The 24,136-nt window shown below is 72.4% G+C and carries 19 protein-coding genes; 8 read left to right on the top strand and 11 right to left on the bottom strand.

The annotated features are described in order from the left end of the window. Positions 1 to 231: 231 nt before the first annotated feature. The 3 genes from WMF11_RS16865 to WMF11_RS16855 form a co-directional block, all read right to left on the bottom strand. Positions 232 to 1,146 carry an isoaspartyl peptidase/L-asparaginase gene (locus WMF11_RS16865; RefSeq protein ID WP_437978149.1) on the bottom strand — a complete coding sequence of 305 codons (915 nt, stop codon included), beginning with the start codon at positions 1,144 to 1,146 and terminating at the stop codon, positions 232 to 234. Between the two features lie 53 nt (positions 1,147 to 1,199). Continuing rightward, positions 1,200 to 1,760, bottom strand: a complete 561-nt coding sequence (locus WMF11_RS16860) for a hypothetical protein (RefSeq protein WP_437978148.1) — start codon at positions 1,758 to 1,760, stop codon at positions 1,200 to 1,202. 977 nt (positions 1,761 to 2,737) lie between these two features. Further along, positions 2,738 to 3,238, bottom strand: coding sequence for a hypothetical protein (locus WMF11_RS16855; RefSeq protein ID WP_437552882.1), 501 nt, complete (start codon positions 3,236 to 3,238; stop codon positions 2,738 to 2,740). A 383-nt stretch (positions 3,239 to 3,621) separates the two neighbouring features. Between WMF11_RS16855 and WMF11_RS16850 the strand changes: the two genes are divergently transcribed. The 3 genes from WMF11_RS16850 to WMF11_RS16840 all read left to right on the top strand — a co-directional run bounded on the left by WMF11_RS16850 (position 3,622) and on the right by WMF11_RS16840 (position 9,208). After that, positions 3,622 to 5,442: a hypothetical protein gene (locus tag WMF11_RS16850; RefSeq protein ID WP_437978147.1), complete on the top strand. Its 1,821-nt coding sequence runs from the start codon at positions 3,622 to 3,624 to the stop codon at positions 5,440 to 5,442. A 67-nt stretch (positions 5,443 to 5,509) separates the two neighbouring features. Beyond that, positions 5,510 to 6,901, top strand: a complete 1,392-nt coding sequence (locus WMF11_RS16845; RefSeq protein WP_437909404.1) for a pyridoxal phosphate-dependent aminotransferase — start codon at positions 5,510 to 5,512, stop codon at positions 6,899 to 6,901. A gap of 90 nt (positions 6,902 to 6,991) precedes the next feature. Beyond that, positions 6,992 to 9,208 (top strand): protein kinase domain-containing protein, encoded by a 2,217-nt coding sequence (locus WMF11_RS16840; RefSeq protein WP_437909403.1) that lies wholly within the window; start codon positions 6,992 to 6,994, stop codon positions 9,206 to 9,208. Between the two features lie 58 nt (positions 9,209 to 9,266). Here WMF11_RS16840 and WMF11_RS16835 read toward each other — a convergent pair whose 3' ends face one another. Further along, positions 9,267 to 9,698 carry a response regulator gene (locus tag WMF11_RS16835; protein ID WP_437552878.1) on the bottom strand — a complete coding sequence of 144 codons (432 nt, stop codon included), beginning with the start codon at positions 9,696 to 9,698 and terminating at the stop codon, positions 9,267 to 9,269. 237 nt (positions 9,699 to 9,935) lie between these two features. Here WMF11_RS16835 and WMF11_RS16830 point away from each other — a divergent pair, with 237 nt between their 5' ends. The 3 genes from WMF11_RS16830 (at position 9,936) to WMF11_RS16820 (ending at position 12,878) form a co-directional block, all read left to right on the top strand. Then, positions 9,936 to 10,442 (top strand): DUF2505 domain-containing protein, encoded by a 507-nt coding sequence (locus tag WMF11_RS16830; protein WP_437746490.1) that lies wholly within the window; start codon positions 9,936 to 9,938, stop codon positions 10,440 to 10,442. Between the two features lie 250 nt (positions 10,443 to 10,692). Then, the gene (locus WMF11_RS16825) at positions 10,693 to 12,030 is read left to right on the top strand and encodes an NAD(P)/FAD-dependent oxidoreductase (protein ID WP_437909402.1); all 1,338 of its coding nucleotides are present in this window, start codon (positions 10,693 to 10,695) and stop codon (positions 12,028 to 12,030) included. Positions 12,031 to 12,116: 86 nt separating this feature from the next. Continuing rightward, a complete protein-coding gene (locus WMF11_RS16820) occupies positions 12,117 to 12,878 on the top strand; it encodes a hypothetical protein (RefSeq protein ID WP_437909401.1) in 762 nt (253 codons plus the stop codon). Between the two features lie 24 nt (positions 12,879 to 12,902). Here the strand turns inward: WMF11_RS16820 and WMF11_RS16815 are convergent, their stop codons facing one another. The 3 genes from WMF11_RS16815 to WMF11_RS16805 all read right to left on the bottom strand — a co-directional run bounded on the left by WMF11_RS16815 (position 12,903) and on the right by WMF11_RS16805 (position 17,398). Further along, entirely contained in the window at positions 12,903 to 14,393 is a 1,491-nt protein-coding gene (locus WMF11_RS16815) for a tetratricopeptide repeat protein (RefSeq protein ID WP_437552874.1), read from the bottom strand. 99 nt (positions 14,394 to 14,492) lie between these two features. Beyond that, positions 14,493 to 16,697: a protein kinase domain-containing protein gene (locus tag WMF11_RS16810; protein ID WP_437978146.1), complete on the bottom strand. Its 2,205-nt coding sequence runs from the start codon at positions 16,695 to 16,697 to the stop codon at positions 14,493 to 14,495. A 44-nt stretch (positions 16,698 to 16,741) separates the two neighbouring features. Continuing rightward, positions 16,742 to 17,398 (bottom strand): hypothetical protein, encoded by a 657-nt coding sequence (locus tag WMF11_RS16805; protein WP_437978145.1) that lies wholly within the window; start codon positions 17,396 to 17,398, stop codon positions 16,742 to 16,744. 150 nt (positions 17,399 to 17,548) lie between these two features. Here WMF11_RS16805 and WMF11_RS16800 point away from each other — a divergent pair, with 150 nt between their 5' ends. Continuing rightward, positions 17,549 to 18,733 (top strand): lipin/Ned1/Smp2 family protein, encoded by a 1,185-nt coding sequence (locus WMF11_RS16800; RefSeq protein WP_437978144.1) that lies wholly within the window; start codon positions 17,549 to 17,551, stop codon positions 18,731 to 18,733. Positions 18,734 to 18,758: 25 nt separating this feature from the next. Here WMF11_RS16800 and WMF11_RS16795 read toward each other — a convergent pair whose 3' ends face one another. Both WMF11_RS16795 and WMF11_RS16790 read right to left on the bottom strand, forming a co-directional pair. Beyond that, on the bottom strand, positions 18,759 to 19,577 hold the full coding sequence (locus tag WMF11_RS16795; RefSeq protein WP_437978143.1) for a lysophospholipid acyltransferase family protein: 819 nt from the start codon (positions 19,575 to 19,577) through the stop codon (positions 18,759 to 18,761). 218 nt (positions 19,578 to 19,795) lie between these two features. Then, entirely contained in the window at positions 19,796 to 20,764 is a 969-nt protein-coding gene (locus tag WMF11_RS16790; RefSeq protein ID WP_437978142.1) for a hypothetical protein, read from the bottom strand. A 270-nt stretch (positions 20,765 to 21,034) separates the two neighbouring features. Between WMF11_RS16790 and WMF11_RS16785 the strand changes: the two genes are divergently transcribed. Continuing rightward, entirely contained in the window at positions 21,035 to 21,472 is a 438-nt protein-coding gene (locus tag WMF11_RS16785; protein ID WP_437329771.1) for an acyl-CoA thioesterase, read from the top strand. 38 nt (positions 21,473 to 21,510) lie between these two features. Here WMF11_RS16785 and WMF11_RS16780 read toward each other — a convergent pair whose 3' ends face one another. Together WMF11_RS16780 and WMF11_RS16775 are read right to left on the bottom strand one after the other, a co-directional pair. Continuing rightward, entirely contained in the window at positions 21,511 to 23,070 is a 1,560-nt protein-coding gene (locus WMF11_RS16780; protein WP_437909394.1) for an AMP-binding protein, read from the bottom strand. Next, positions 23,058 to 24,131 carry a mandelate racemase/muconate lactonizing enzyme family protein gene (locus WMF11_RS16775; protein WP_437978141.1) on the bottom strand — a complete coding sequence of 358 codons (1,074 nt, stop codon included), beginning with the start codon at positions 24,129 to 24,131 and terminating at the stop codon, positions 23,058 to 23,060. Before WMF11_RS16775 ends, WMF11_RS16780 begins: the two co-directional genes overlap by 13 nt. Between the last annotated feature and the right edge of the window lie 5 nt (positions 24,132 to 24,136).

Raw genomic sequence — 24,136 nt, 5'->3', positions numbered from 1 at the left:
AAATACAGCATGCCGTCGTCCCCGTGGATCGGGCACCGTTCAGGCCGCCTCGCCGTGCATGACACGCCATGATCCGACGCGCGCAACAGCGCCGCGGCTTGGTTGCGAACACCCCAGCTCAGGACGAACGCGGACGGACAGTGATGCTCACGACCGCACACGCGAGAGCGCCAGGGGCGTCACGCAATGAACAGTGACCATGGAATAATCTGGGTTCTCTGCAAGGCGAATTCACACACCGCTTTCCTCGCCCCAATCGCCGACCGCCGCCCACGACATGGTCGCGGTCGATCGCGCCAGCCCGAACCGCCCAGCCCGATCGAGCGCAATGACGCCCCCGGTGATGTCGAGGCGCTCCGCCAGGTGCGCGATGATCCCGCTCGCCGCGTCGACCGCGCCGATGCCCGCGCGCATCCGCTCCACGGCCGAGTGCGCCACGGCGAGCCGGATCATCCCCTCGCCGTGGCCGGTCGTCGACACGGCCCCGGCCTCGTCGTCCGCGTACGTCCCTGCCCCGATGAGCGGCGAGTCCCCCACCCGCCCGACCCGCTTGTTGACGGTGCCGCCCGTGCTCGTCGCCGCGGCGGTGAGCCCGCCCTCGTCGAGCGCCACCGCGCCGACCGTGTTGCCCGCCCAGGAGGTCGCGCGGATGCCTTGCTGGGCCGCCGCGAGCGCCTCCCGGGCCGCCTCCGTGATGAGCGCCGCCTCGCCCACGGGCGTGAACCCCTTCGTCCGCGCGAACCGCGCGGCGCCGTGCGCAGCGTACAGCACGTGCCGGCCGTCCTCCAGCGCCGCGCGCGCGATCGCGATCGGCTCGGCGAACTCCGAGAGCGCGCAGACCGCGCCGGCCCTGAGCCCGCGGCCCTCCATGATCGACGCGTCGAGCTCGACGTGGCCCTCCTCGTTGAGGCACGCGCCCGTGCCCGCGTTGAAGAGCGGATCGTCCTCGAGGACGCGCACCGCGCGCTCGACAGCGTCGAGCGCGCTGCCTCCCTCGGAGAGCACGCGCGCTCCCTCGCGCGCCGCGCGGAGGCACCCCGCCGCATGCAGCGGCCGCCGCTCCGGAGCGACGTTGCCCGCGCCGCCGTGGACCAGGACGGTGCGCCGCCCGCCGCGCCCGCCCAGAGAATGGATGACGTGCTTCACGACCGTGGCACCCTACCGCGGCGCGCGCCCGGAGGTCCACGCCCAGCCGACGCTCACTCGGGCGGGAGCGCGCTCCGCTTGGCCTTGAGATCGTAGGCCATGCCGCACGGCAGCGCCGCGACCACAGGCGCGACGCTGAGCTCTCCGGCGACGAGGTCCTCGCACCGAGACCCCGCCGTGGGCACGAACTCGAAGGACATCGTCGCCTTGAACCCCGCGACGTCATCCCCTCTGCCGCCGAGCTGCCCGAGCGCCCGGTCGCGGCGCTCGACGGAGCACGGCGGCCCCGGCGGCGCGTCGCCGGCGCGCATGTCCACCACCACGCGCCCGTCGATCGAGAAGCCCACCTCGTCGTCGTCGATGACGCCTGCGATCACGCTGGCGCCGTTGTTCCAGTAGAGGGCGCCGTCGCCGCGCGCGAGCTCGACGTCGAACTCCCACAGGCGCTTCGCGCCGAGCGCCCCCTCCCCGCACGTGTTCGCCGTCTGCGTCCCGACCACGTGGAACTCGCCGAGCGCGGTCCCCCGCTCCGGCGCCTCTCGATCCCCGAAGGCGTCGGCGCACGCTGGAAGAAGGAGCAACGCCGGCAGCAGCGCGAGCAGCAGCATCCGCATCGAGCCCGCGTACCAGACGGGCACGGCGCAGGACAAAAAAGCGCTCCCAGGCAATGGAAATAAAAACGGGTCGGGTGCTTTGCTCGCACCCGACCCGTCCCGTGGGCCTCTACCGGAGGCCTTCTGGACCCCGCTTGATCCCGCCTGTGCGGCGCCCCCCCTGTCCCATCGCGACGAGCATTCGGCCCCGGAGCACCGGTGAGAATCGTTGCCGGAAGACCTGAGTCTTCCTCGATTCCCTCTCTGCCGGCCTCGCGGAGGTCGCGATGGCAGTCAACAGGTTATCGAGCGCCGGACCTGGCCGAGCGCGGTAGCGTTTTGCAAGGCCCCGATGACCCTGCGTCCACGCTCCACGAGGGTCAGCCGTTCCCAGCCTCCGGTATAGAAGAGCCACTGGTACTGTGCATGGTGTCCATCCCTCCTCCGGCTTGCCGGCACCCCGCGCCGGATCGAAAGGGATCGTCCGGCATGGCAAGGGTGTTCGATTGCGGATCAGCGGAGAGCCCGCCGATCTGGTGTCGACCCCGGCACCGTGGTGCTCCACGGCAGGACCATCCTGGAGCTGATGCTCCGTCCGAGGCCGAGGACCAGCGTATCACCGCTGTTCAGGCGAGCAAGGGGCTCACGCACCGAAACATCGAAAGCGATTCTCTTCCATTCCATCCATGTCCACCCCATGTCCACCCACGGTCCGCATCGTCCCACCGCTCCCACCGCGTCTCGCAGCGCAGCCGGGCAGGCGTCGTTCGACAACGCACACTCCACGCCGCACGCCGCACGCCGCCGGGCAGGCGTCACCGGAGAAGCAGCCAGGCAGGGCGAGGTTCAAGGCGCGTCTCGGCAGGACGAGGCGCGGCGCGCTCCAGCGAGACGACGTGCAGGACGCAAGCGCGCAGCTCTGCCGGAACAGGTCCGGTGGAACAACGGCGAGGACGTCGCGCGGCGGATCAGCGCGCCGTGACCGGGCCCCGCGCGCGTCAGACGTGCGCGAACCAGCTCGCCTCCTCGCCCTCCGGCAGCGCCGTGGCGAGGACCGCGAGCATCGCGTCGATCTCTTCCTTCGTGTGGACCCCGCTGCGCAGGATGGCCGCCGGGCCGTCGCCCCCGGGCACCACGACCGACTCCACGGCGAGCGCGGTGTTGACTCCGTAGCCGTAGGACGCCAGCGTCACGACCGCGGTGGCTTCCCGGTCGTCGAGCAGCCGGCGGATCGTCAGCGTGCGCCGCACGCGCTCGCTGTCCTCGGCCCACGACGCGAGCCACGCGCGCGCCGGCTCGTCGAGGCCGACGAGCACGAGCTGCGCGGGAGGCAGCGCGTCAGGGTCGGCCGCGGCGACGGCGGCGCGGTGAAAGCCCCGCACCTCCCGGCACCAGAGCGGCGGCGCGCCGTCGACCCGCACGAGAAAGCCGTAGGGGCCCCGGGCCCCCTCTCGCTCCGAGCCCCCCGAAGAAGCGGAAGAGAAACTGTCGTTCGACACGAAGGGAGACGATACACGAGCTCTGCTCGGCGGAGGAAGCCCGCTCAATTGCGCAGCACGTGGAGCCGACATGGCTCCGCCCCGGTCACACCGGTCCCACGCACGCCACCTGGGTACGCCCGCCGATGCCCATGGCGACCACAACGAGAGCGCCACACTCCTGGGATTTCGGCTAAGGTGGCCCCGCCTCCCCCGTGGAGCCCGTCCGGGACGGGGTGCGTCCTGCACCTACGGCGTCGCCCCGGCCGACGGGCTCCAGCCCGCAGCGGCGGGTCGGGGCGGCGGCAGCAGCGCCCGACGCCGGGCGCGCTGCCGTGGAAGGCCGGCGAAGAGGCCCGCCGGCGCGTCCCGCGTCACCTCGATCCCGATCCGAACCGCAGGCAATGAAGCTCACGTCACAACAAGTCATCGAGATCGTCATCGCGCTCTGCGCCTACTTCGGCGTCGCGTTCGCGCTCAACTGGTTCGCCCCGTCGCGGCTCCGCATGCTCGCGCGGTACAGCGCGGTCGCCGGCGGCGTCGCGCTCTTCTTCTATGGTCTGGACCGGTACATCGACGAGCACGCCCGCGCCGTGGACATGGCGAAGGTGGCGATCGCGATGGGCGCCGCGCTCTGCGTCTTCTACGAGACGCACCGCGAGGGGATGCGTCGGCCGATCGCGGAGCGCTGGAAGCGGTTCGCCGGCGTGGCGCTCGGTGTCGCCGCCATCATCGCGTACTTCAACGGCTTCCGCTTCGGCTATCCCAAGTATTACCACCGCTGGGATCAGTTCCATTATTACATGGGGGCCAAGTACTTCCCGGAGATGGGGTACGACGGCCTCTACAAATGCGCGCTGATCGCGCAGGACGAGCTGGGCCTCGTCACGTACACGAACGAGGACACCGGGCGGCAGGTCAAGCTGGACATGGCGAAGGAGGTGCGCCACCCGGACAAGAAGATCCGGAACCTCGGTGGCGACAACCTCCTCATGCCGGCGAGCGAGGTGCTCAGCACGCCCGAGATCTGCAAGGCGCACTTCTCACCGGAGCGCTGGGACGCGTTCAAGGCCGACGTGCAGTTCTTCCGGACAGCCTCGGACAAGGGCTACTGGGAGGACATGCAGAAGGACCACGGCTACAACCCGCCGCCGGTCTGGACGATCATGGGTAAGTTCTGGGCGGACCTCCAGCCGGCCAGCACCCGCTACCTCCAGTTCCTCGCCGGCTTCGATATTTTCTATCTGCTCGGGATGTTCGCCGCCCTCTACTGGGCCTTCGGGTGGCGGGTCTTCGCCGTCGCGGCGATCTTCTGGGGCTGCCAGTCGTCGGCGCCGTTCTACTGGACGGGCGGCGCGTTCCTCCGGCAGGACTGGCTCTTCTACCTGGTCCTCTCGGCCTGCCTCATCCGGAAGCGCTACTTCAAGCTCGCGGGCGCGAGCATGGTCTACGCGGGCCTCCTGCGCATCTTCCCGGGCCTGCCCGTGATCGGCTGGCTCACCGTCGCCGGGATTCACCTCGTCCGCCACAAGCGCATGGCGAGGTCGCACGTGCAGGTGCTGATCGGCGGCGTCCTCGCGGCCGCCGTGCTCATTCCGGTGAGCATGAAGGTCTCGGGCACCGACTCGTACCGGCAGTTCTACGAGCACACGCTCAAGGTGCACGACCAGACGCCGCTGACGAACCACATGGGCCTCCGCGTGCTCGTCGGCCACGAGCCCGGCACGGGCGTCGAGTCCGGCCGCATGAAGTACACGAAGGACACGAAGCTCGTCGATCCGTTCGAGGTCTGGAAGCGGATGCGCAACGAGCGCTACGCGAAATATCGCTGGATCGCCTACGGGATCATCTCCGCGACCCTGGCGGGCTTCGTTTACGTGTGCCGGCGGGTCCGCTCGCTGTGGGTCGCCCAGTGCCTCGCCCAGATCTTCGTCATCCTGCTCTCGCAGCTCACCTGTTATTACTATTCATTCATGATCTTGAGCGCGCCGCTCACCCGGGTGAAGCGCCAGATCGAGGTACCCCTGTTCGGCCTGGCGGCGCTCAGCCAGTTCATCTGGATCACGTTCAACTACAACGACGACAAGTACACGGTGCTCACCGCTGTCTCACTCGCCTTCTGCTATTACCTGCTCTGGATCTTCTCGGGTAAGACGATGCCGTGGGCGCGGCAGCCCGAGCCGGCGAGCGAGGACGGCGGAAAGCCGACGGCCCAGCAGGCCTGAGGCGCTCGCCTCCTGCTGGGTCGCCACGGCAGCGCCTCCCATGCCTGGAAGTGCCTGGAAACGAACGATGACAGAAGCAGCGCGAGAGCACCCCGACGAGCGAAGCGACGTCCAGGGAGACGAGGCCCGGCCCAGCGATCCTGGGGCGGCGGCCGACCGGGGGAACACGCCGGCCCCGCCGCGCGGCGACGACCGGGCGGTCCACGCTTTCCGGAAGGTCCCGCGGACGGGCGTCATCTACGTGACGACAGAGGCCGCGCGCCTGGGGTTCAAGGCGGGCGCCGACGAGGGGACGGACGGCTGGTGCAACCTCGGGCAGGGCCAGCCGGAGACGGGCCCGCTCCCGGGCTCGCCCGCGCGCTGCTCGGCGGTGCCGATCTCCGGAGACGACCAGGAATACGCGCCCGTGGCCGGCCTCTGGGAGCTGCGCGAGGCGATCGCGTCGCTCTACAACCGCGCGTACCGGCGGGGCATGCCGTCGCGCTACACGGCCGAGAACGTGGCGGTGTCGGGCGGGGGTCGCATCGCCCTCACCCGCGCCGCGGCGGCGCTCGGGCAGATCAACCTCGGCCACTTCCTCCCCGACTACACCGCCTACGAGGAGCTGCTCGACGTCTTCCGGCTGTTCTCGCCGATCCCGATCCTGCTGGAGGGCGAACGCGGCTACTCGTTCTCCGTCGGCGACCTGCGCCGCGAGATCCTGGGCCGCGGCCTGAGCGCGATCCTCGCCTCGAACCCCTGCAACCCGACCGGGAAGCACGTGCGGGGCGAGGAGCTCGCCGCCTGGGTCCGCACCGCGAAGGAGCTCGATTGCGCGCTCCTGCTCGACGAGTTCTACTCACACTACATCTACGGGATGGGCGACGTCGCCCCCATGGAGAGCGCCGCACGCTACGTCGAGGAGGTCGACCGCGATCCGGTCGTGATCTTCGACGGCCTGACCAAGAACTGGCGCTACCCCGGCTGGCGCGTCACCTGGACGCTGGGGCCGCGCGAGGTCATCGAGGCGGTGGCGAGCGCCGGCAGCTTCCTCGACGGCGGCGGCTCCAAGCCGATGCAGCGCGCCGCGGCAGAGCTGCTTACCATCGAGCACACCCGCGCCGAGACGACGGCCATCCACCGGACGTTCTCGCACAAGCGTGAGATCATGCTCGAGGGACTGCGCAGGATCGGCGTCACGGTCGACGCGGAGCCCGAGGGCACGTTCTACGTCTGGGGCTCGGTCGCGGATCTGCCCCCGGGGCTCTCCGACGGCTACGGCTTCTTCCGGGCGGCCCTCGGGGAGCGGATCATCGTCGTGCCGGGCGAGTTCTTCGACGTCAACCCCGGCAAGCGCCGGGCGGGGCGGCCGTCGCGGTTCCGCCACCACGTCCGCTTTTCTTTCGGCCCGAGCGAGGATGTCCTCGTCCGGGCGCTCGGGCGGCTCGAGCGCATGGTAGGCGAGCGTCGCCGGGCCTGACACCGGCGGCGCCGCGCAGGGGAGCGGGAAGACGGGGCCGAGCGCCAGGTCTTGTCGCGCTGCACGTCTTCCGACATGGTGGGGGAGCGCGTGGCCAAAGATCCGTGGAGTGATTGGAACGACGACGACCCGGGGAACTTCCAGCCGGGCGATACGATCGGCCCCTATGAGCTGCTGTTCCCTGCAGCCGTGGGCGGCATGGCCGCCGTGTGGGCTGCGCGGCTCAGGCGGCCCAACGGCTCCGTCCAGATCGTCGCCGTCAAGCTGCTGTCGGACGCGATGCGCGGGGATGACGACGCGCGGGCGATGTTCCTCGACGAGGCGTGCACCGCGTCGCGGATCCTCCACCCGAACGTCGTGCACATCCTCGCGTACGGCGAGGTCCGCGATCGGCCGTACCTCGCGATGGAGTGGATCGACGGCGCCCCGATCGCGAAGATCTTCTCGAACCAGAAGGCGAAGCGCGCGCTCTTGCCGCTCGGCTGGGTGCTCCACGTGATGATCGACGCGTGCGCCGGGCTGCACGCGGCGCACGAGGTCCGCGACGACACGGGCGAGCTCCTCAACCTGATCCACCGCGACGTCACGCCGGAGAACGTGATGGTGACGTTCGACGGCATGGTCAAGGTCGTCGACTTCGGCGTCGCGAAGACGCGGGCGCGCGCGCAGACCAGCCGCGTCGGCGCGATCAAGGGCAAGACGGGGTATTTCTCGCCCGAGCAGGTCATGGGCGGGGCGCTCGACCGCCGCAGCGATCTCTTCTCGATGGGCGTGCTGCTCTACCTGCTGGTGACGGGCCACACGCCGTTCCGCGGCAAGGGCCCGCTGGAGGCGATGCAGCAGATCGCCAACCGCAACCCGCAGCCGCCGCGCGAGATCATGCCCGAGGTCCACCCGGAGCTCGACCGCATCATCATGCGCGCGCTCGCCAAGAACCCGAACGAGCGGTACCAGACGGCCGCGGAGCTGCGCCGCGATCTCGAGCAGGTGAGCGCCGCGGTCCGCGAGAGCTACACCGACAAACAGGTGGGCCAGCTCGTCCGCGATCTGCTCCCCGGGGTCGCCGAGGCGCGCAAGGAGCGGATCGATCAGGCGCTCGACGAGCTCGACCGGATCCTCGCCGAGCGCGCCCACCCTCAGAAGCCGCAGGCCTCGCGCCCCGAGGACGCGACCGAGGTGATGCTGCGGCGCATCTCCATGCTGCCGATCCTGCAGGACGGCCCGGAGTCGACGGAGGGCGGGGGCGCGGCCGACGCGGCGCCGCCCTCGTCCCCGGCAGGCCCCGCGAGCTCGCGCATGTCGGGGCCCGCGAGCTCGCGCATGTCAGGGCCCGCGAGCTCGCGCATGTCGGGACCGGCAAGCTCGCGCATGTCGGGGCCGGCCAGCTCGCGCATGCCGGCGCCGACGAGCCCGCGCCGCGCGAACGCCGACCCGATGCGCAAGTCGAACCCGGACGCGACGCGCAAATCGACCCCGGATGCGACCCGCAAGTCGAACCCCGACGGAGCAGGCTCGCCGCTCGATTTCCCGGCGGGGCTTTCGCCGCTGCCGCTGCTCCCGCCGCCGCTGCAGGTGGGGCCGCCGGTGCCCCCGGGGCCGGCGGGTTACGTCGGTCCGGCGGCGCACGCGAGCGGCCCCGCGAGCGCTGTCGCGTCCGCGCCCGAGCGCCGCGCGTCCCCGCCCGCGAAGGGATCCTCCGTCCGCGTGGCGTTGCTCGCGCTGATCGTCCTGGGCGTGGTCGCAGCCGTTGCGCTCCTGCTGCTCGCGCGTTCCGGCCGCATGCCGCTCGGCGGTGTGGTGGTGCCTTCCGCCAGCCCCAGCGCGTCCGCGCCGACGGTGCAAGCGCCCGATGCCGGCGCCGATGCCGCGGCGAAGGCGGACGCGGCAGCGACGGCGTCGACGGTCGCGAGCGACGCCGTCGCGGACGCCGCGGCCCCGACCGATGCAGCCGCAGCCGAGCTGATCACCGACGCGGCATCCGCGGCCGCCCCGGCCGACGCGGCCGCGGATGCCGCGGTGCCCGCCGATGCAGCCCCCCCTCTCCCGAGCGGGCAGCCGGCGTACGTCCCCGGCGCCGCACCCGCGCCGGGGGCGCCGTACCCGGGCTCCTCGGTCACCCCTGCGCCGCGCGTCCCAGGGCCCCTGCCCACGCCGTCCGTCACCGGGTGGCCTCCGCCTCGGCCCGCGAGCCAGCCCGGACTGCCGGCGACTCCGCCCGTCTCCACGCTGCCGCGCGGGCCCGTCCCCGGCCAGGCGCCGCCTCGACCGCGCCCCGCTGCGCCCCCCCTCGACCTGGCGCCGCGGTAGCGCCTTCGGACCGGGCGCGGCTGCCTCCCCCGCAGCCCGCGCGGCCGGCGCGTCGCGCTCAGTCCTCCTTCGGCTTCTCCGGCTGCGCCTCGTCGGGCGGCGGGGGCGGGGTGGCGCGGGCCGCAGCTTTCTTCAGCGACGACTCCGCGAGCGACACCAGCATGGCGAGGTTCACCGGCTTCGAGAGCAGGAAGATCGCGTGCCGTCGCAGCGCGCGGATGCGCGCCTGCTGCGACTCGTCGGCCGTCACGACGAAGACGGGCGTGTCGCGGTTCAGCGCTCCCTTGGCCGAGAGCGACTCGAGCACGCTGAAGCCGTCGATCAGCGGCATGTGCAGATCGAGCACCACGAGATCGAACTTGCGCGCGGAGAGCCGGCGCAGCGCCGGCGCCCCGCCGTTCGCCTCCTCGACGTCGCCCAGCGTACGGAGCGAACGCGCAAACATGGCTCGGATCGCGGCGTCGTCGTCGATGACGAGGATGCACGTCACAGCGTCATGATCGCACGGACGCAGAAGCCCTGGAAGCCCGCCGCCAGCCCCCGCATCGCCCGGAACGCGCGTACGCAACGGTGCACAGCGCCGGTGGCGCGCGCAACGCAGACGGACGCGTCGCCAGCGCAGATCCCGTGTTCAGCGGTCCTGGTCGAGACATGGACGCCACGTACGGGCTGCGGTAAACGCGGGGCTGGACGTCATCGACCCCGCGCACCGCAAAGGAACGATCCCATGGGCAAGTTCACCCTCACGCACGAGATCAACTGCAACCTCGAGACGTTCTGGAAGCTGTTCCTGGACAAGACTTTCAACGAGGAGCTCTACAGGAAGGAGCTCGGTTTCCCCGAGTTCACGATCACGGAGCAGGTCGAGACGGCGACGGAGATCATCCGGAGGTCGGCCGGGAAGCCGAAGATGAATTTGCCCGGCCCCGTCGAGAAGCTGCTCGGCTCCGGGTTCCGCTACACCGAAGAGGGCAGGCTGAACAAGGCGACGAACGTGTGGACCTTCAAGCTGACGCCAAGCACGCTGGCCGACAAGATGCGCAACGAGGGCGTGGTGCGCGCCGAGGCCATCGGCGACAACAAGGTGCGTCGGATCGCCGAGATCACGATCGAAGCGAAGGTGTTCGGTGTCGGCGGCATGCTCGAGAGCAGCGCCGAGAAAGAGCTGCGGCAAGGGTGGGAGGTCAGCGCGGTCTTCATGAACAAGTGGATCGCTCAGGGCAAGACGGCTTAGCCGGGCCAGCGGCGATCGGCCGGCCCCTGCCGCGCACCGCCTGGGGCGCCTGACGCCGGCGCTGCCCGACGAACGGACGGCGACGCCGACGAGAGGGGGACGAGAGGGGGACGACGGGGATCACGAGCGGCCGTCTCGCGGCCGCCATCCCGCGAACGAGCGAGGGCGCCCCCTGCACGTCCAGGGTCAAAGCGGGAGATCTGCGGCTCCGGCTCTTGCTGCGGTGGCGTACGGGAACCAGGGCCACGGCATGGAGCACGTCGTCATCATCGGTGCCGGCTTCGGCGGCCTCTACGCGGCGCGGGCGCTCCGGCGCGAGCCGGTACGGGTGACCGTGATCGACCGGCACAACCATCACACGTTCCAGCCCCTCCTGTATCAGGTCGCGACGGCGGGCCTGAGCGCGAGCGACATCGCCACGCCCATCCGCCACGTGCTGCGCAAGCAGAAGAACACGAGCGTGATCCTCGCCGAGGTGAAGGCGATCGATCCCGTCCAGAAGCGGGTGATCTTCGAGGACGGCGAGCTCGGCTACGACAAGCTGATCATCGCGGCGGGGGCGTCGCATTCGTACTTCGGGAACGACGCGTGGGCGGCCGTCGCGCCCGGGCTCAAGACCGTCGAGGACGCGCTCGAGATTCGCCGGCGCGTCCTCCTCGCCTTCGAGGCGGCCGAGCGCGAGCCGGATCCGGCGCGGCGGAGCGCCTGGATGACGTTCGTGGTGGTGGGCGCGGGCCCGACGGGCGTCGAGCTCGCCGGCGCCCTCTCGGAGCTCGCGAGGCACACGCTCGTGCGCGAGTTCCGGCGCATCGATCCGAGCAAGGCCCGCATCCTCCTGCTGGAAGGGGCCGGGCAGGTGCTGCCGTCGTACGTGCCGGAGCTCGGCGAGAAGGCGCGACAGCAGCTGGTCTCGCTCAACGTGGAGGTGCGGACGAACTGCCGCGTCACCGACATCGACGAGGAGGGGGTCTCGATCGGCGACAAGCGGATCGAAGCCAGGACCGTGCTCTGGGGGGCCGGCGTGGCGGCGTCCGCCCTCGCCCGCACCCTCGGAGCGCCGCTCGACCGGGCAGGGCGCGTGCTGGTGGCGCCGGACCTGACGGTGCCGGGTCACGAGGACATCTACGTCATCGGCGACCTCGCGTCGCTGAAGCAGGAGGACGGGACGCCCGTGCCCGGCGTGGCGCCCGCGGCGATCCAGGGAGGGCGCCACGCCGCGCGCTGCATCGCGCGCACCCTGCGGGGGCTGCCGCGGCTGCCGTTCCGTTACAACGACCGGGGATCCCTGGCGACGATCGGGCGCGCCGCGGCGGTCGCCGACTTCGGCAAGCTGAAGCTCTCCGGGTTCCTGGCGTGGCTCGCGTGGCTGTTCGTGCATATCCTCTTCCTGATCGGCTTCCGTAACCGCTTCCTGGTGCTGTTCTCGTGGGCCCTGTCCTACGTGACCTACGAGCGCGCCTCGCGGTTGATCACGGGCGAGATCCCGCCGCTCCTGGAGGACCATCACGCGCCGGCGCTCGAGGCGCGCATGGACGGTGGCGCCGTGAGGAGGCACCAGCCGATGGAGCCCGCGCGCACGCGCGCATAGCCGCCGCCCGAGAGCACACACGCCGCCCGCCGGCGTCCTGCGCTCGTCTGGACCTTGGCGACGGAGCTGCGTTAGCGTCATTGACCATGACGACCCATCCCGGACAGGGCGCCTCGACGCACCCGTGGCGAGCGCTCCTCGCCAGCGCAGCACCCCTCGCCGCACTCCTGCTCAGCGCCCCCTCCGCCTTCGCGCAGGCGCCTCCTGCGTCCTCGCCGCGCGCAGGCGCCGAGCCGCAGCCCGCGCCCCACGGGGCCCCCGCTCCGTACGGCGCGCCTGCCCCGTATGGGCAGCAGCCCGGCTACTACCCGCCGCCGGGATACGCCCCGCCGCCGGGATACGCCCCGCCGCCGGGATACGCCCCGCCTCCGGGATACGCGCCGCCTCCGGGATACGCCTCGCCTTCCGGCTCGTATCCGGTTGGCCCGAGGATCATGAACTACGAGGAAGGGCAGGCCGTCCCGGAGGGTTACCGCGTCGAGGAGAGGGCGCGCCGCGGCCTGGTCATCGGCGGCGCCGTGACGTTCGGCGTCACCTACATCCTCTCGGCGATGGTCGGGCTCATGGCGGAGAGCGTTGACAGGGCGAGCGGCGGAAGCGGCGAGAGCTTCCTCCCGCTCTACATCCCGCTCGCCGGCCCCTTCATCACCGTCGGCACCGCCGATGCGAAGGGCGGCGGCGTCTTCGTCCTCATGGTCGACGGGCTGGCTCAGGTCGCTGGGGCCGCGATGTTCATCGGCGGCCTCGCCGCGCCGGAGAAGAAGCTCGTCCGCAACGACGTCGCCCTGTCGGTGAAGCCGATCGTCACGGGCGACACCGTCGGGCTCGGCGTCTCCGGCTCGCTCTGAGCGCGCGCCGCCCGCGGCCCGGCGTCACGGCGCGACGGGCGGCGTCTCATCCATCGTCTTGACGGCGCGCTTGGCCCTGCGGCGCACGTCGACGTGCAGCGACTCGTCGAAGTTGATGGCCGAGAACGCCGCCCGCGCCTCGATGTTCTTGCCGAGCGCGGCGTACGCCTCGGCCTCGTTCCACCGCAGCTTCCAGTCGCGCTTCGCGAGGTCCGAGAGCTTCGCGGCGTCGGCGATGATGTCCGGGTACCGCTGCTGCTTCCCGAGCTCGGTCCAGTACTCGGCCCGGAGGTCGTCGTCCCCGGGCGCGAGCGCGACGGCCGCCGCGAAGCCCGCGAGCGCGTCGTCGATCCGACCTGCGACCAGCTCGGCGCGGGCGAGCGAGCGGCGCGCGCCGGCGCTCTCGGGGTGAGCCGCGACGAAGGCGGCGAGCGCGGGGATCGCCTCGTTGACCTTCTGGATGTCCGCGGGATCGCTCGGCCAGAACCGGAGCGAGAGCGCCGCGAGGTCGCCTGGGTCGCTCTCCAGCGCGCGCTCGACCGCGGCGGGCACCTCCGCGCCGCGGCCCGCCTGGGACAGGCACTTGGCGAGCTCGACCCAGGCGCCCGACGAGGACGGCGCCGTCGCGACGAAGGCCTCGGCCGCGGCGAGCGCCTCGTCGGTGCGCCCGAGCGAGCGGAGCGCGGCGATCCGCGCGAGGTGCGCGCGCTCGCGGCTCGCCCCTTCGCCCGAGGCGGCGACGGCGCGCTCCGCTGCAGCCAGCGCGACGTCGTGGCGGAGCTCGCGCTCGTGGTAGGCGAGCTGCTCGAGATAGAACGCGCCGTCGCGGGGCGCCGCGTCCCACTGGCCCGCGAGGTACTCGAGCACCGCGTCGGAGCGCACGTAGACGAGCGAGGCCGCGTCGCGCGGGTTCTCGTAGATCGGCAGGAGGACCCCGAGCTGGACCATCGCGTCCAGCGCCGGCTGGCAGTCGGGCTTCGCCTCGAGCGCGAGCACCATCTCATCGAGGGCGGCGTCCTTCTTCTGCATCGCCAGGTGCACTTGCCCGACCGCCACGTGGTAGTCGGCGTCCCCCTGGAACGTCTTTCGGATCGACTGGAAGCTCTTCAGCGCCGCCGGGTGATCGCCCATGTTCGCCTGCGCCGAGGCGAGGTTCAGCCGCGCGGCGTGATCGTCCGGATCCATCGTGATGATGCGCTTGAGCGCCGAGATCGCCTTCTCGTAATCGCGCTCGCCGAACGCCTTCTGCGCGCGCTCCCAGACCGGAGCCTTGTCGAGGAACGCCTCGAACTGCGAGACGAGCGTGCTGTTCTGCTTGCGCCAGACGCCGCTCTTGCCGGGCTCGGAGTTCGTGAGGAAGTCTTTGATCCACTTGCGGGCGGCGTCGATGCTGAGCCCCTTGTCAGCCAGCCCCTCGAACTCCCCCCGAGGCACCGGCATGCGCGCGGGGATCCCCTGCCGGCGCGCCGTGGTCTCATCCAGGCCGATCAGCACCCAGTCGCTTTGCTCGCTCATGATCCAAGGACGGTAGCCGCCGTGCCCCGCCGGGATCAAGCGACGTCTCGGCGCGTCGGGCGCGCTCGCGCGCTCCCCGCCAGCGCGCGCAGCGGCGCTTCAGGAATAGAACCAGGCCAGCAAGACGAACGCCATGAAGGCCGCCGCCGCGACGGCGAGCGCGAGCGCGCGCGGCACGCCGAGGAGCATCGGCCGGAGGCTGGCCTGAAACGCGACGGCGTCCGCGGCCGTGGGCGGGCCGATCGCGTCGCCCGCAGCGTCGCCCCGGACGGCGAGCGCGGCGTAGGGCACGCCTGCCGCGTCACGCCTCGCGGGGTCGGCGCCCATGAACGGCTGGGCCGCGCCCGCATCCCCGGGCGCCGGAGTGAGCCGATGCTGGGCCGCGCTCACGTCCCCGGGCGCCGGCGTGAGCCGATGCGGGGGCGCGCCGAAATCCGAGGGCCTCGACGCGGCGGGGGACGCCAGGTGATCGAGGCCGAGCTGGGCGAGGATGGCCCGCTGCTCGTTGCCCCACGCGACAGGCAGCGCCGTCATCTCGGGCGCGAGCGTGAGCGGCGCGGACATCACCTTGTGCATCGCCCGCTCGAGCGCGAGCGCCTCGTCGAGGCGGAGCGACGCGCGCTCCGGGGCGGCGCTCGCGGAGAGGCGCAGCGCCTCGGTGGCCATCTCGGAGAGGTGAGCAGCCACCTTGGACAGCGCCAGCTTGCGCTCGGCGTGGGCGACCGCGAAGCGGGCCTCCTCGCGGAGCCGGAGCGCCTCGGTCGTGAGGCGGTCGACCTCCGCGTGCAGCGGCCTCGCCACTCCCGGCGCGCCCTGCGCCGTGAGCGGTGTGTCGGCGTCGTGATCCACGGAGAACACGCCCACGGCAGAGATCGAGGGCGTCGCCTCGTTCCCGGACGTCGCGCGCAGCTCGTTCCCCGACACCAGCAGCGGCTCGCTGTCCCGATCGGTGAGCGATCCATACGAGGGCAGGCTGCTGCGGCGCCGTGCTCCGCCCGAGCTGGAGGACCCGGGATCTGCGCGCACCCTGCCGTTGCTGCCGACGACGACCGTCGCCTCCTCGGCCGTCTCGGAGGCGATCGGTCCGCGCCGGTCGAGGTCGTCGTCCGCGGCGTCCGCCTCGCGCGGCGTGAGGCCGGTCGGCGGCGGGGACAGCGTCCCGCGGCGCGCCTCGATGTCCGTCGCGTCGTCGTTCTGAGCGCGCGCGTCCCCGCCCCCGCGGAGCCGACCGGGGGCGTTCGCCCCCCTGCCCCGCGGATCGGCCGAAGGCCGACGCGGGATCGCCTCGGCGGTCGAGAGCGAGGGGCGCGGCGCCTTGGCGACCCCGGCGAAGCCGCCGGTGACGGCGCGCTCGAACCAGCGCATCTGCCTCATCGCGTTGCGCCGCACGAAGCGCCCGAGCGCCTCCTCGTTCCCTTCGTGGTACCCGTGGCTGTGCAGCCAGCCCTCCAGCCGAGCGAGGATCTCGTCCGCGCTCTGGAAGCGCGACGGCGGGTCCCTCTCGAGACAGCGCATCACGATCGACACGAGCTCCTTGTCGATCTTCGGCCGGAGCTCCCGCAGGTCGGCCGCTGGCTGCGTCGACACGTTCCGCAGGAGCTCGTAGTCGCTCGTCGACGGCCACGGGTGCTTGCCGGTGAAGAGCTCGAACAGCACGACGCCGAGCGAGAACAGGTCGGAGCGCCTGTCGGCGGCGCCCCCGCGGGCCTGCTCCGGCGCCATGTACGTCGTCACGCGCCGGCGCGCCCCGACGGCCGTCGTCATCACGCGGAGCGACGATTTGGCGAGCCCGAAATCGGCGATCTTCACCTCGCCCTGGAACCCGACGAGCACGTTGCCCGGCGTTAAATCGCGGTGCACGAGGTTGAGCAGCGCGCCGGAAGGCGAGCGGAGCTCGTGCGCCGCGCTGAGCCCGCGGCAGAGCGTCGCGCCGACGTGGACGACGAGCCGCTCGGAGAACATCTCGCCGGTGTCGAAGACGGTCTTCATGAGCCGCGCGAGGCTCACGCCCTGCACGAGCTCGACGGCGAAGTACCACCCCTGCTCGTCCGTCCCCCAGCCGGCGACCTCGACCACGTTCGGGTGCTTGAGCGCCGCGGTCGTGCGCACCTCGTCGAGGAACCGGGTGGAGACGTTCTGATCCTCGGCGAAGTGCGGGTGCAGCCGCTTGACGGCGAGCAGCTCCCCAGGCCGGTGCGGACCTGCCGACCTGCAGAGATCAACGCGGGTGGTGGCCCCGGATGCGATCTCGGCAAGGAACTGGAACGAGAGCGCAGCCGGCGCGGGCTCGGGGAGCCGAGACATGCAGGGAGAAGTCTAGCGGGCGACGGCCCCCACCGGAAAGAGCCTCAGACGCCCGCGCGCACCGCGGCGATCGCGGCGGCGACCCCGGAGGGGGTGGCCTTGAGGTGCACGTCCAGGTGGTCATCCTTGGTCTTGAGCGCACGGACACCGAGCACCGGCGCGCAGATGCGCAGCGCCCGCACGACCGCCGGATTCCCGCCGAGGGCCGGGATTTTGAGGAGATCCAGGGTAATCCTGTCCCCCTTCGCGTCGATCAGCGCGGCGGGCCGCTTGGGCATGAAGGAGACGAGATCGCCCGGCTTGTTCAGGTCGATCGCCCCCGAGCCGATCAGCCCGGCGATCGGCGAGGCCTCGTCGCCCATCACCTGCAGCTTGAGGTCGGCGATCCGCAGGCCGACCTGGATCGCGTCCGCGCGCACGTCGAGCTCCTCGGCGAAGGCCGTGAACGAGGCCCGGATCGGGGCGCCCATGATCTTCACCGTCAGGGCGAGGCGCAGGCCCGGGGGCGCGGCCTCGATCACGATGTCCTTCGGCGCGCGCTTGCCGCCGCTGAGCTCTCGCGCCAGATAGCGCAGCGCATCGATCGGGACGCCGAACCGCAGGCGGAGCGCGCCGCGGAGCGCCCTCGCGATCTCCTCGGGGTGCGCCTTGAGATAGTCACCGGCGTGGCGAAGCAAGACCTTCGGATCGGGCTTGGGCATCGTTGGGGCCGCTACGATTGCCCGGAGTCGGGCCAGCGCGCAAGGGGCGAGCGCGGTCCGCCGGGAGGCCCTCGACGACCGGAGGTCGCTGTTCGAACGGGGGCGACTCGGTCACACTCGGGCCCGATGCAGACCAGGATCCTACTTGTCATGGCGACAACAGCGCTCGCGATCGGCTGCGGATCGGCCGACGCGACGCTCGAGTGGACGCCGAACGGAGGCGGGGGCGGTGGCCAGGGAGGCGATGACGATGGCCGGGGCGGCGATGGCGACGGCCAGCACAGCGGCGGGGGCCAGAATGAGGGCGGGGGTAAGGGCGATGGCGGCGGCGGCGCGCCGAGCGGCGAGGACGGCGGTTCGAGCGGCGGCGGGGCGCCGGGAGCCTCCTGCAACCCACCTCCGGCGTGCGACGCGGCGCCGCCCGATCCAGGCGAGGAGCTCGCGTGGAATCACCCGTCTTCCTACCTCATCGCGGGCGCTGGGAGCCCCAACCACCGCGGACGCGACCTCTACCTGACGCCGGACGACCCGCAGTGGATCATCGGAAAGTTCTCCTACGGGATCACGGACAAGGACCTGAAGGATGAGCGGGTCGACGTCTATCTGCTCCGCGGCTGCGGCGGAGAGTGGGAGCGCCTCGGCTCGGCGACCACGACGGAAGCGGACTCGGCGCACCGCGCGGTCGAGGGCGTCAGCGACGACGGCGGCCGCGTCTACTTCGAGATCCCCGCGGCGCAGCGGCTCGGTCCGGGCCGGCACCGGGTCCACCTGGTCGTCCGCGGTGACCTCTCGAGCACCGACCTCTTCATCGAGGTCGTCCCGCGGGGCGCGCCGATGTTCGTCAGCGACGTCGATGGGACGCTCACCGGCACGGAGACCGAGGAGTTCACCTCGCTCCTCCTCGGCGAGCTGCCCGGCGTGCACGCGCACGCCGCGGCGGCGTTCCACCGGCTCACGTCGAAGGGCTATCGCCCGATGTACCTGACCGCGCGGCCGGAGTGGCTCGTCCAGCGCACGCGCGATTTCCTCGAGGCGTATGGCTTCCCGCCTGGCATCGTGCACACCGCGCTGAGCCTGACAGGCGCGACGGGCGACGCCGCCGCGGAGTACAAGACAGCGGAGCTGGAGCGCCTGTTCGACGGAAGGGAGATGCTGCCCGCATGGGCCTTCGGCAACACGGCGACCGACGCCGAGGCCTACGACAACGGCGGCGTGATGCCGGTCGCGCGGCGCGTGTTCTACCGGTTCGACGATGAGGCGCACGGCGGCCGTCGCATCGACGGCTACGACGAGCTGTTCGCCGAGATCGACGCGCTCCCCAGCCTCTGCAATTGACCCGCCCCGCCGGCGCGTCGACCCGTCAGCCGGACGCCTGCTCGGTCCGGGCGCCGCTCGCCGGCGCCTCCGACGCGGCCGCGGCGCCGGCCGGCGCTTCGACGCGACCGCCGATCGAGCGGAGGAGCTCGCTCACCGCGGCGTGGGCGCGCTCGCGCAGGTCGTTGACCCGCGCGCCCTCGCGGCCGTCCTGACGCACGGCGATCGGCGCGCCGATCCGGACGCGGACGATCCGCAGGGTGCCGTCGCCGGTGTCGAGGGCACCCTTCTTCATGAGGAGGTGCGTGCCGTCGATGGCGACCGGCACCACGGGCACGCCGGCGCGGACGGCTGCATAGAAGCCGCCGTTCTTGAACTGCCGGAGGATGCCGTCCTCGCTCCGCGTCCCCTCGGGGAAGACGAGCAGCGGCTTGCCGCTCTTGAGCACCTCCTCGAACCGCGAGATCGCCTCGACCGCGGCGCGGGAGCCGACCGTGCGATCGACAGGCACATGACCCGCGAGCCGGAGGTGCCAGCCGAGGAATGGGATCTTCATGAGGGAGCGCTTGGCGGCCCACTTGAAATCACCCGGCAGCACGGCGCCGAGGGCAAGGATGTCAAGCAGGCTCTGGTGGTTGGAGCAGTAGACGAACACCCCGGGAGGGACGTTCTCGAGTCCGCTCGTCTGGATCTCGATATCGAGCCCTCGCGCGCTCGCCTGACACCAGCGTCGCATGGCCCACAGGCTGGCCGAGCGCTGCGGCGTGAGGGGGCCCAGCGTCAGAGACACGGTGCCGTACGCCATGGTCCTGAGGGTGAAAGGGACCCACTGGCGCGTCGCCAGCCATGCGCTCCTGAGATCCATACTACAGCGCTTACCACTCTCCATGTCGGGCGAAAACGCGTAGCGTCTTGCGCACTGGCGCTGCGTGCGAGCGGCGTTGCTCGACTCCGGATCGCCGCTTCGCGGCCGGAGAGATCCGCGATCCGGCGCTCGCCCACCTCGGAAGTTCGCCATGGGCCAGGACCGCTCCGCGGGCCAGAGTGGCGGCTCGCGCGACGCGCTCTTTCGGTGGCGTGCGGTTACGGCTCGAGCGGCGGCGTGAGCAGCCCCCAGCCGACCGTCGCCGGCCGCCCGGCGCGCTCGAACTTGACCGTGTACAGGCCTGTCTCCTCGGCGCTCTGCACGACGGCGGGGCGCAGCGCGCCGACCCATTCGGCCCAGACGCTCGCCCCGATCTTGAGCTGCGGCTTGACGGGGAGCGGACGGAGCGCCGACTCGTCGGCGAGCAGCGCGGCGCCGCCATAACCGAGGGCAAACCACCGTGCGGAGCTGCTGGATAGCGACGTCAGGACGGCGCCTGGCTCGGCCGCGGGACCGCCGAGCCGCGACACGAGCAGCACGTGGCGCCACGTGTCGCCGTCCTTCCATGCGGCGAAGTTGCCGGGGGTGAGCCCCGCGGTCTGCACGACGAAGCGAACGCCCTTGAGCTGCGCGAGCGGGGTCCGCGGGTCCATGTCGGTGTAGCGGACCTCGATCTTGTCCTTTACGAAGCGGGTGAGGACGGCGTGCTTCATGACGCCGTTCCACTCCGTGAGCAGCGGGTCGTGGGGCCGGAGGCGGGGCGCGTCGGGCACGGGGATGACGTAGCCCGGGTGAACCTTGTACGACGGTCCACCCCTCCCCTCGACGATGAGGTCGTCGCCGTCGAAGCCGACCACGGTCGCCGCATACAGCACGAGCGTGGACCCGAGCTTGGCCCCGGCGAGCATCCGGTCCGAGAAGGTGAACACGCGGCGGCCTGGCTCGAGCTTGATCGGGTACGGCGGGAGGCCGAGCGGGTTCGACGCGTGCGCCGGGCCGGTCGGCGTCGAGGTCTCCGCGAACGCAGGCCGCGGCAGCGCAGCGACCGGCGGACTCTGAGAGGGCATCGGCGTCGGGGTCGACACCGGCGCCGACTCGCACGCGACCGTGAAGCTCGCCGCCAGGAGGCAAGCGAGCGCCGCGAACACGCCGCGGGAGCGCGGCGCTCGGGGCCCGGGGCATCGCATCGCGCGGCGCTCGCGATCCTTCGCGGTGGCGCGATGCAGCCTGCGGGACCCGGCCCCGAGACCGCCGGGACGTCGGTCAGCCATCGCGGGCGAGCATGGACCGCGAAACGGACGACGGCGAGCAGAAAGGGACAGGAGAAGGACCCGGCGAAGCGTCGCCGGTCCGACGTGACCGCCCGCGTCAGAGCCGGAGAAGGAGGGCGCCGCGGTGCGGCGGGGCACCGCGCTCCTCGCGACGTGCTCGGCGTCTCTGCGCTACCCTGCGGCGCGATGAAGCGCGCGTTCAGCGTCGATGAGCTCAAGCAGACCGCGCCGCGCCTCGCCGTGGAGCGCCGCGCCGTGCGCTTCCAGGACGTCGACGCGGCCGGGATCGTCTTCTATCCGCGGGTCCTCGAGTATTTCAGCGACGCGTACATGATCGCGCTGAAGGAGCGAGGCATCGACCTTCCAGCGATGATCGCGGGCGGCACGATCAAGCTGCCGCTCGTCCACGCCGAGGCGGATTACCTCCTGCCGCTCCGGTTCGGTGACGCCATCGAGGTCGAGGTGCTCGCGCCGAAGCTCGGCGACACGTCGTTCACGGTGGGTTACCGCGTGACGACGGCGGGCCGGGTCGCCGCCATCGGGCAGACCGTGCACGTGTGCATCGACGGCGCGCGCTTCACGCCGTGCCCGCTCCCGGGCGATCTGCGCAGCGCGCTCGCCTAGCCACGCCGAGCGACGGCCGCTGGACGGCGCGCCGGGCGCTAGCGTGGTGGGAACGGGGCGAGCGCTGCCGCGAGCTGCGCCGCCGCGCCGGCGCGATCGAGCTTGCCCGCCGCGGTGAGCGGCAGCGCCGCGACGGCGCAGAGGCGCCGCGGGCGTTTGTGGGGGGCGAGCCGCGCCGCGACGACGGCCGCGAGGTCGCCGAGCAATGCGGGCGAGGGTGCGGCGCCGCCCGCCTCGCACGGCGCGGCCTGCTCGGGGACGATCGCCGCGGCGACGACCTGGCCCCAGCGATCGTCCGGCACGCCGAACACCACCGCGCCGGCGACGCCCTCGCAGGACGCGAGGACCTGCTCCACCTCGGCGGGATAGACGTTCTCTCCGCCGGTCACGATGAGATCGCTGCGGCGCGCCGCGACGTGCAGCCGCCCGGCGGCGTCGAGCGCGCCGAGATCGCCGGTGACGAACCACCCGGCGCCGTCGACCGAGAGCTCCGGCGCGCGGTCGGGGCCGCGGTAGTAGCCACGGAACAGCACCGGGCCGCGGATCTCGATGCGGCCCACGCCGTCGCTGCCGGCGCCCTCGATGCGGAGCTCGACGCCGGCGATCGGGGAGCCGGAGCCCGGCTCTGTCGCGCGCGGATCGCGCGGGCGTTGCACGGTGACCTGCGAGCACGCCTCGGTGAGGCCGTACGTGGTGAGCGCGGGGACCCCGCGGCGCGCGCACTCGTCGAGCGCCCGCTCCGGAGCGCCCGCGCCGCCGACGAGCACCGCGCGGAGCCGGGCGAGGACGTTGTCGCGATCGGTCTCCAGCAGCGCGAGCAGCATCGTCGGCACCACGGAGAGCAGCGTCGCGCGGTCGCGGACGATCGAGGCGAGCACCGAGGCGGGCTCGAAGCGAGGCGCGAGGATGACAGCGCGGCGCGCGAGCAAGCAGCGGGTCACGATCGAGAGGCCGCCGACGTGGCAGAGCGGAAGGCAGAGCAGCCAGCGATCGTCGTCGCGCACGCCGAGGTTGGCCGCGCTCCCCTCGGCGGCGGCGAGGAACGCGCGGCGCGAGAGCACCGCGCCCTTGGGACGCCCGGTGGTGCCCGAGGTGTAGACGATCGCCAGATCGCCGGAAGGGTCCGGCGGCGGGACGCGCGAGGCCTCGGCGGCGCGCGCCCCGCGCTCGCGGAGCGCGCCGATCTCCGGCGCGGCGTCGTCGAACAGGGCGGCGAGCGCAGGCTCGCGCAGCACGAGGTCGGGGCGCGCGTCGTCGATCAGGAGGCTCGCCTCGCCGGCCGTGAGCCGGGGATGGATCGGGACGAGCACGGCGCCGAGCGCGAGCAGCGCGTGGAGGACGATCACGGTCCCGAGCGCGTTCGGGGCGACGAGCGCCACGCGGGCTCCCTGCCCTACCCCCGCGCGGGCGAGCCGGGCAGATACGGCCGCGACCGCGGGCGCCAGCTCGTCGAAGCGGAGGGCGCCGCCGGGGCCGACGCCGAGGGCCGGGACGTCGATCGCGCGCGGCGCGTCCTCCTCGGCGCCGCCGAGGACGATCGCTGTCCGGGCGGCGATCGCGGGATCGCGCACGGTATCGAGGAGGCTCAGTCCGTCCATGGCCGGATGCCGAGGCCGGGCTGATCGCTGGCCGCGACCAGGCCGCCCTCGCGGAGCTGCGGGATCCGGATCGCGGGCCACGCCTCCAGGCCGGCGTGCGCGTCGAGGCCGCACGCGAGCGGCGCGCGCGGCAAGGCGAGCGCGAGCTCACACGAGGCGGCGAGCGCGATGGGCCCGTCGAAGAGGTGCGTCACCACGGCGTCGATGCCGCGCGCCTGCGCCCTGCAGCCGAGCGCGTGCGCGCGCATCAGGCCGAGCATCGCGGGCTTCAGGATGAACGCAGCGCAGCCTTCCGCTTCGAGCAGGCGCTCCGGCATGCCCTCGACCGCGAGCGACTCGTCGGCCGCCCACGGGACCTCGCGCGCGCCGAGGTGATGGAGGAGCTCGGGCGCGACCGGCTGCTCGACGAAGCGCGGGCCGAGCGGCGCGAGGAGCGCGAGCCGGCGGGGCGCCTCGTCGAGCGACCACGCCGCGTTCGCGTCGAGCCGGAGCTCGACGCCCGGGTGCTCCCGCCGCAGCGCGCGCAGCGCCTCGAGGTCGCGCGCGAAGCCGTCCTCCCCGCGCGAGCGGAGCTTCACCTTGATCGCGCGGACGCCGCGCGCGGCGAGCGCACGCGCGCGCTCGAGCATCTCCGGCAGCGCCACCGAGGTCGTGAGCAGCCCGTTCACCTGGACGTCGGCGTAGCGCCCGTGTCCGCCGAGGCACGCCGATAACGAGAGGTCGAGGCGCTGGCCCAGCAGATCGAGCAGCGCCGTCTCCAGGGCGAAGCGCGCCGCCGGGAGATCCCGCAGCCGCGATGTCAGCGGCGCGAGCGCGCGCAGGATCGCCGTCGCCGTCGCCGTCGGCGGAGCGCCCTCGGCCGGCAGGTCGATCGCGCCGAGCGCCCCCGGCAGCTCGGCGAGCGCGCGCTGGTCGTCGTCGGCCGTGTCGGGTGAGAAGCCTGGGAGCGGCGTGGCCTCACCCAGGCCGACGCGCCCCTCGTCGTCGGTGAGCGACACCACGAGGCCCCTGCGCGCGCCCTCGAGGACCCGGGACGCGAGGCGGGCATCGACGACGCGCATGATCC

Origin of the sequence: Sorangium sp. So ce295 (genome assembly GCF_051527405.1) — a bacterium.
GTDB lineage: Bacteria > Myxococcota_A > Polyangia > Polyangiales > Polyangiaceae > Sorangium > Sorangium cellulosum_B.
The sequence above is the reverse complement of the archived record's forward strand: the minus strand, read 5'-3'. Positions and strand labels throughout refer to the sequence as shown.

Excerpts from the sequence above, each read along its gene's own strand:
- WMF11_RS16860 (WP_437978148.1), bottom strand. The coding sequence starts at position 1,760 with ATGCGGATGCTGCTGCTCGCGCTGCTGCCGGCGTTGCTCCTTCTTCCA.
- WMF11_RS16850 (WP_437978147.1), top strand. The coding sequence starts at position 3,622 with ATGAAGCTCACGTCACAACAAGTCATCGAGATCGTCATCGCGCTCTGC.
- WMF11_RS16845 (WP_437909404.1), top strand. The coding sequence starts at position 5,510 with ATGACAGAAGCAGCGCGAGAGCACCCCGACGAGCGAAGCGACGTCCAG.
- WMF11_RS16830 (WP_437746490.1), top strand. The coding sequence starts at position 9,936 with ATGGGCAAGTTCACCCTCACGCACGAGATCAACTGCAACCTCGAGACG.
- WMF11_RS16825 (WP_437909402.1), top strand. The coding sequence starts at position 10,693 with ATGGAGCACGTCGTCATCATCGGTGCCGGCTTCGGCGGCCTCTACGCG.
- WMF11_RS16820 (WP_437909401.1), top strand. The coding sequence starts at position 12,117 with ATGACGACCCATCCCGGACAGGGCGCCTCGACGCACCCGTGGCGAGCG.
- WMF11_RS16815 (WP_437552874.1), bottom strand. The coding sequence starts at position 14,393 with ATGAGCGAGCAAAGCGACTGGGTGCTGATCGGCCTGGATGAGACCACG.
- WMF11_RS16810 (WP_437978146.1), bottom strand. The coding sequence starts at position 16,697 with ATGTCTCGGCTCCCCGAGCCCGCGCCGGCTGCGCTCTCGTTCCAGTTC.
- WMF11_RS16805 (WP_437978145.1), bottom strand. The coding sequence starts at position 17,398 with ATGCCCAAGCCCGATCCGAAGGTCTTGCTTCGCCACGCCGGTGACTAT.
- WMF11_RS16800 (WP_437978144.1), top strand. The coding sequence starts at position 17,549 with ATGGCGACAACAGCGCTCGCGATCGGCTGCGGATCGGCCGACGCGACG.
- WMF11_RS16795 (WP_437978143.1), bottom strand. The coding sequence starts at position 19,577 with ATGGATCTCAGGAGCGCATGGCTGGCGACGCGCCAGTGGGTCCCTTTC.
- WMF11_RS16790 (WP_437978142.1), bottom strand. The coding sequence starts at position 20,764 with ATGCGATGCCCCGGGCCCCGAGCGCCGCGCTCCCGCGGCGTGTTCGCG.
- WMF11_RS16785 (WP_437329771.1), top strand. The coding sequence starts at position 21,035 with ATGAAGCGCGCGTTCAGCGTCGATGAGCTCAAGCAGACCGCGCCGCGC.
- WMF11_RS16780 (WP_437909394.1), bottom strand. The coding sequence starts at position 23,070 with ATGGACGGACTGAGCCTCCTCGATACCGTGCGCGATCCCGCGATCGCC.
- WMF11_RS16775 (WP_437978141.1), bottom strand. The coding sequence starts at position 24,131 with ATGCGCGTCGTCGATGCCCGCCTCGCGTCCCGGGTCCTCGAGGGCGCG.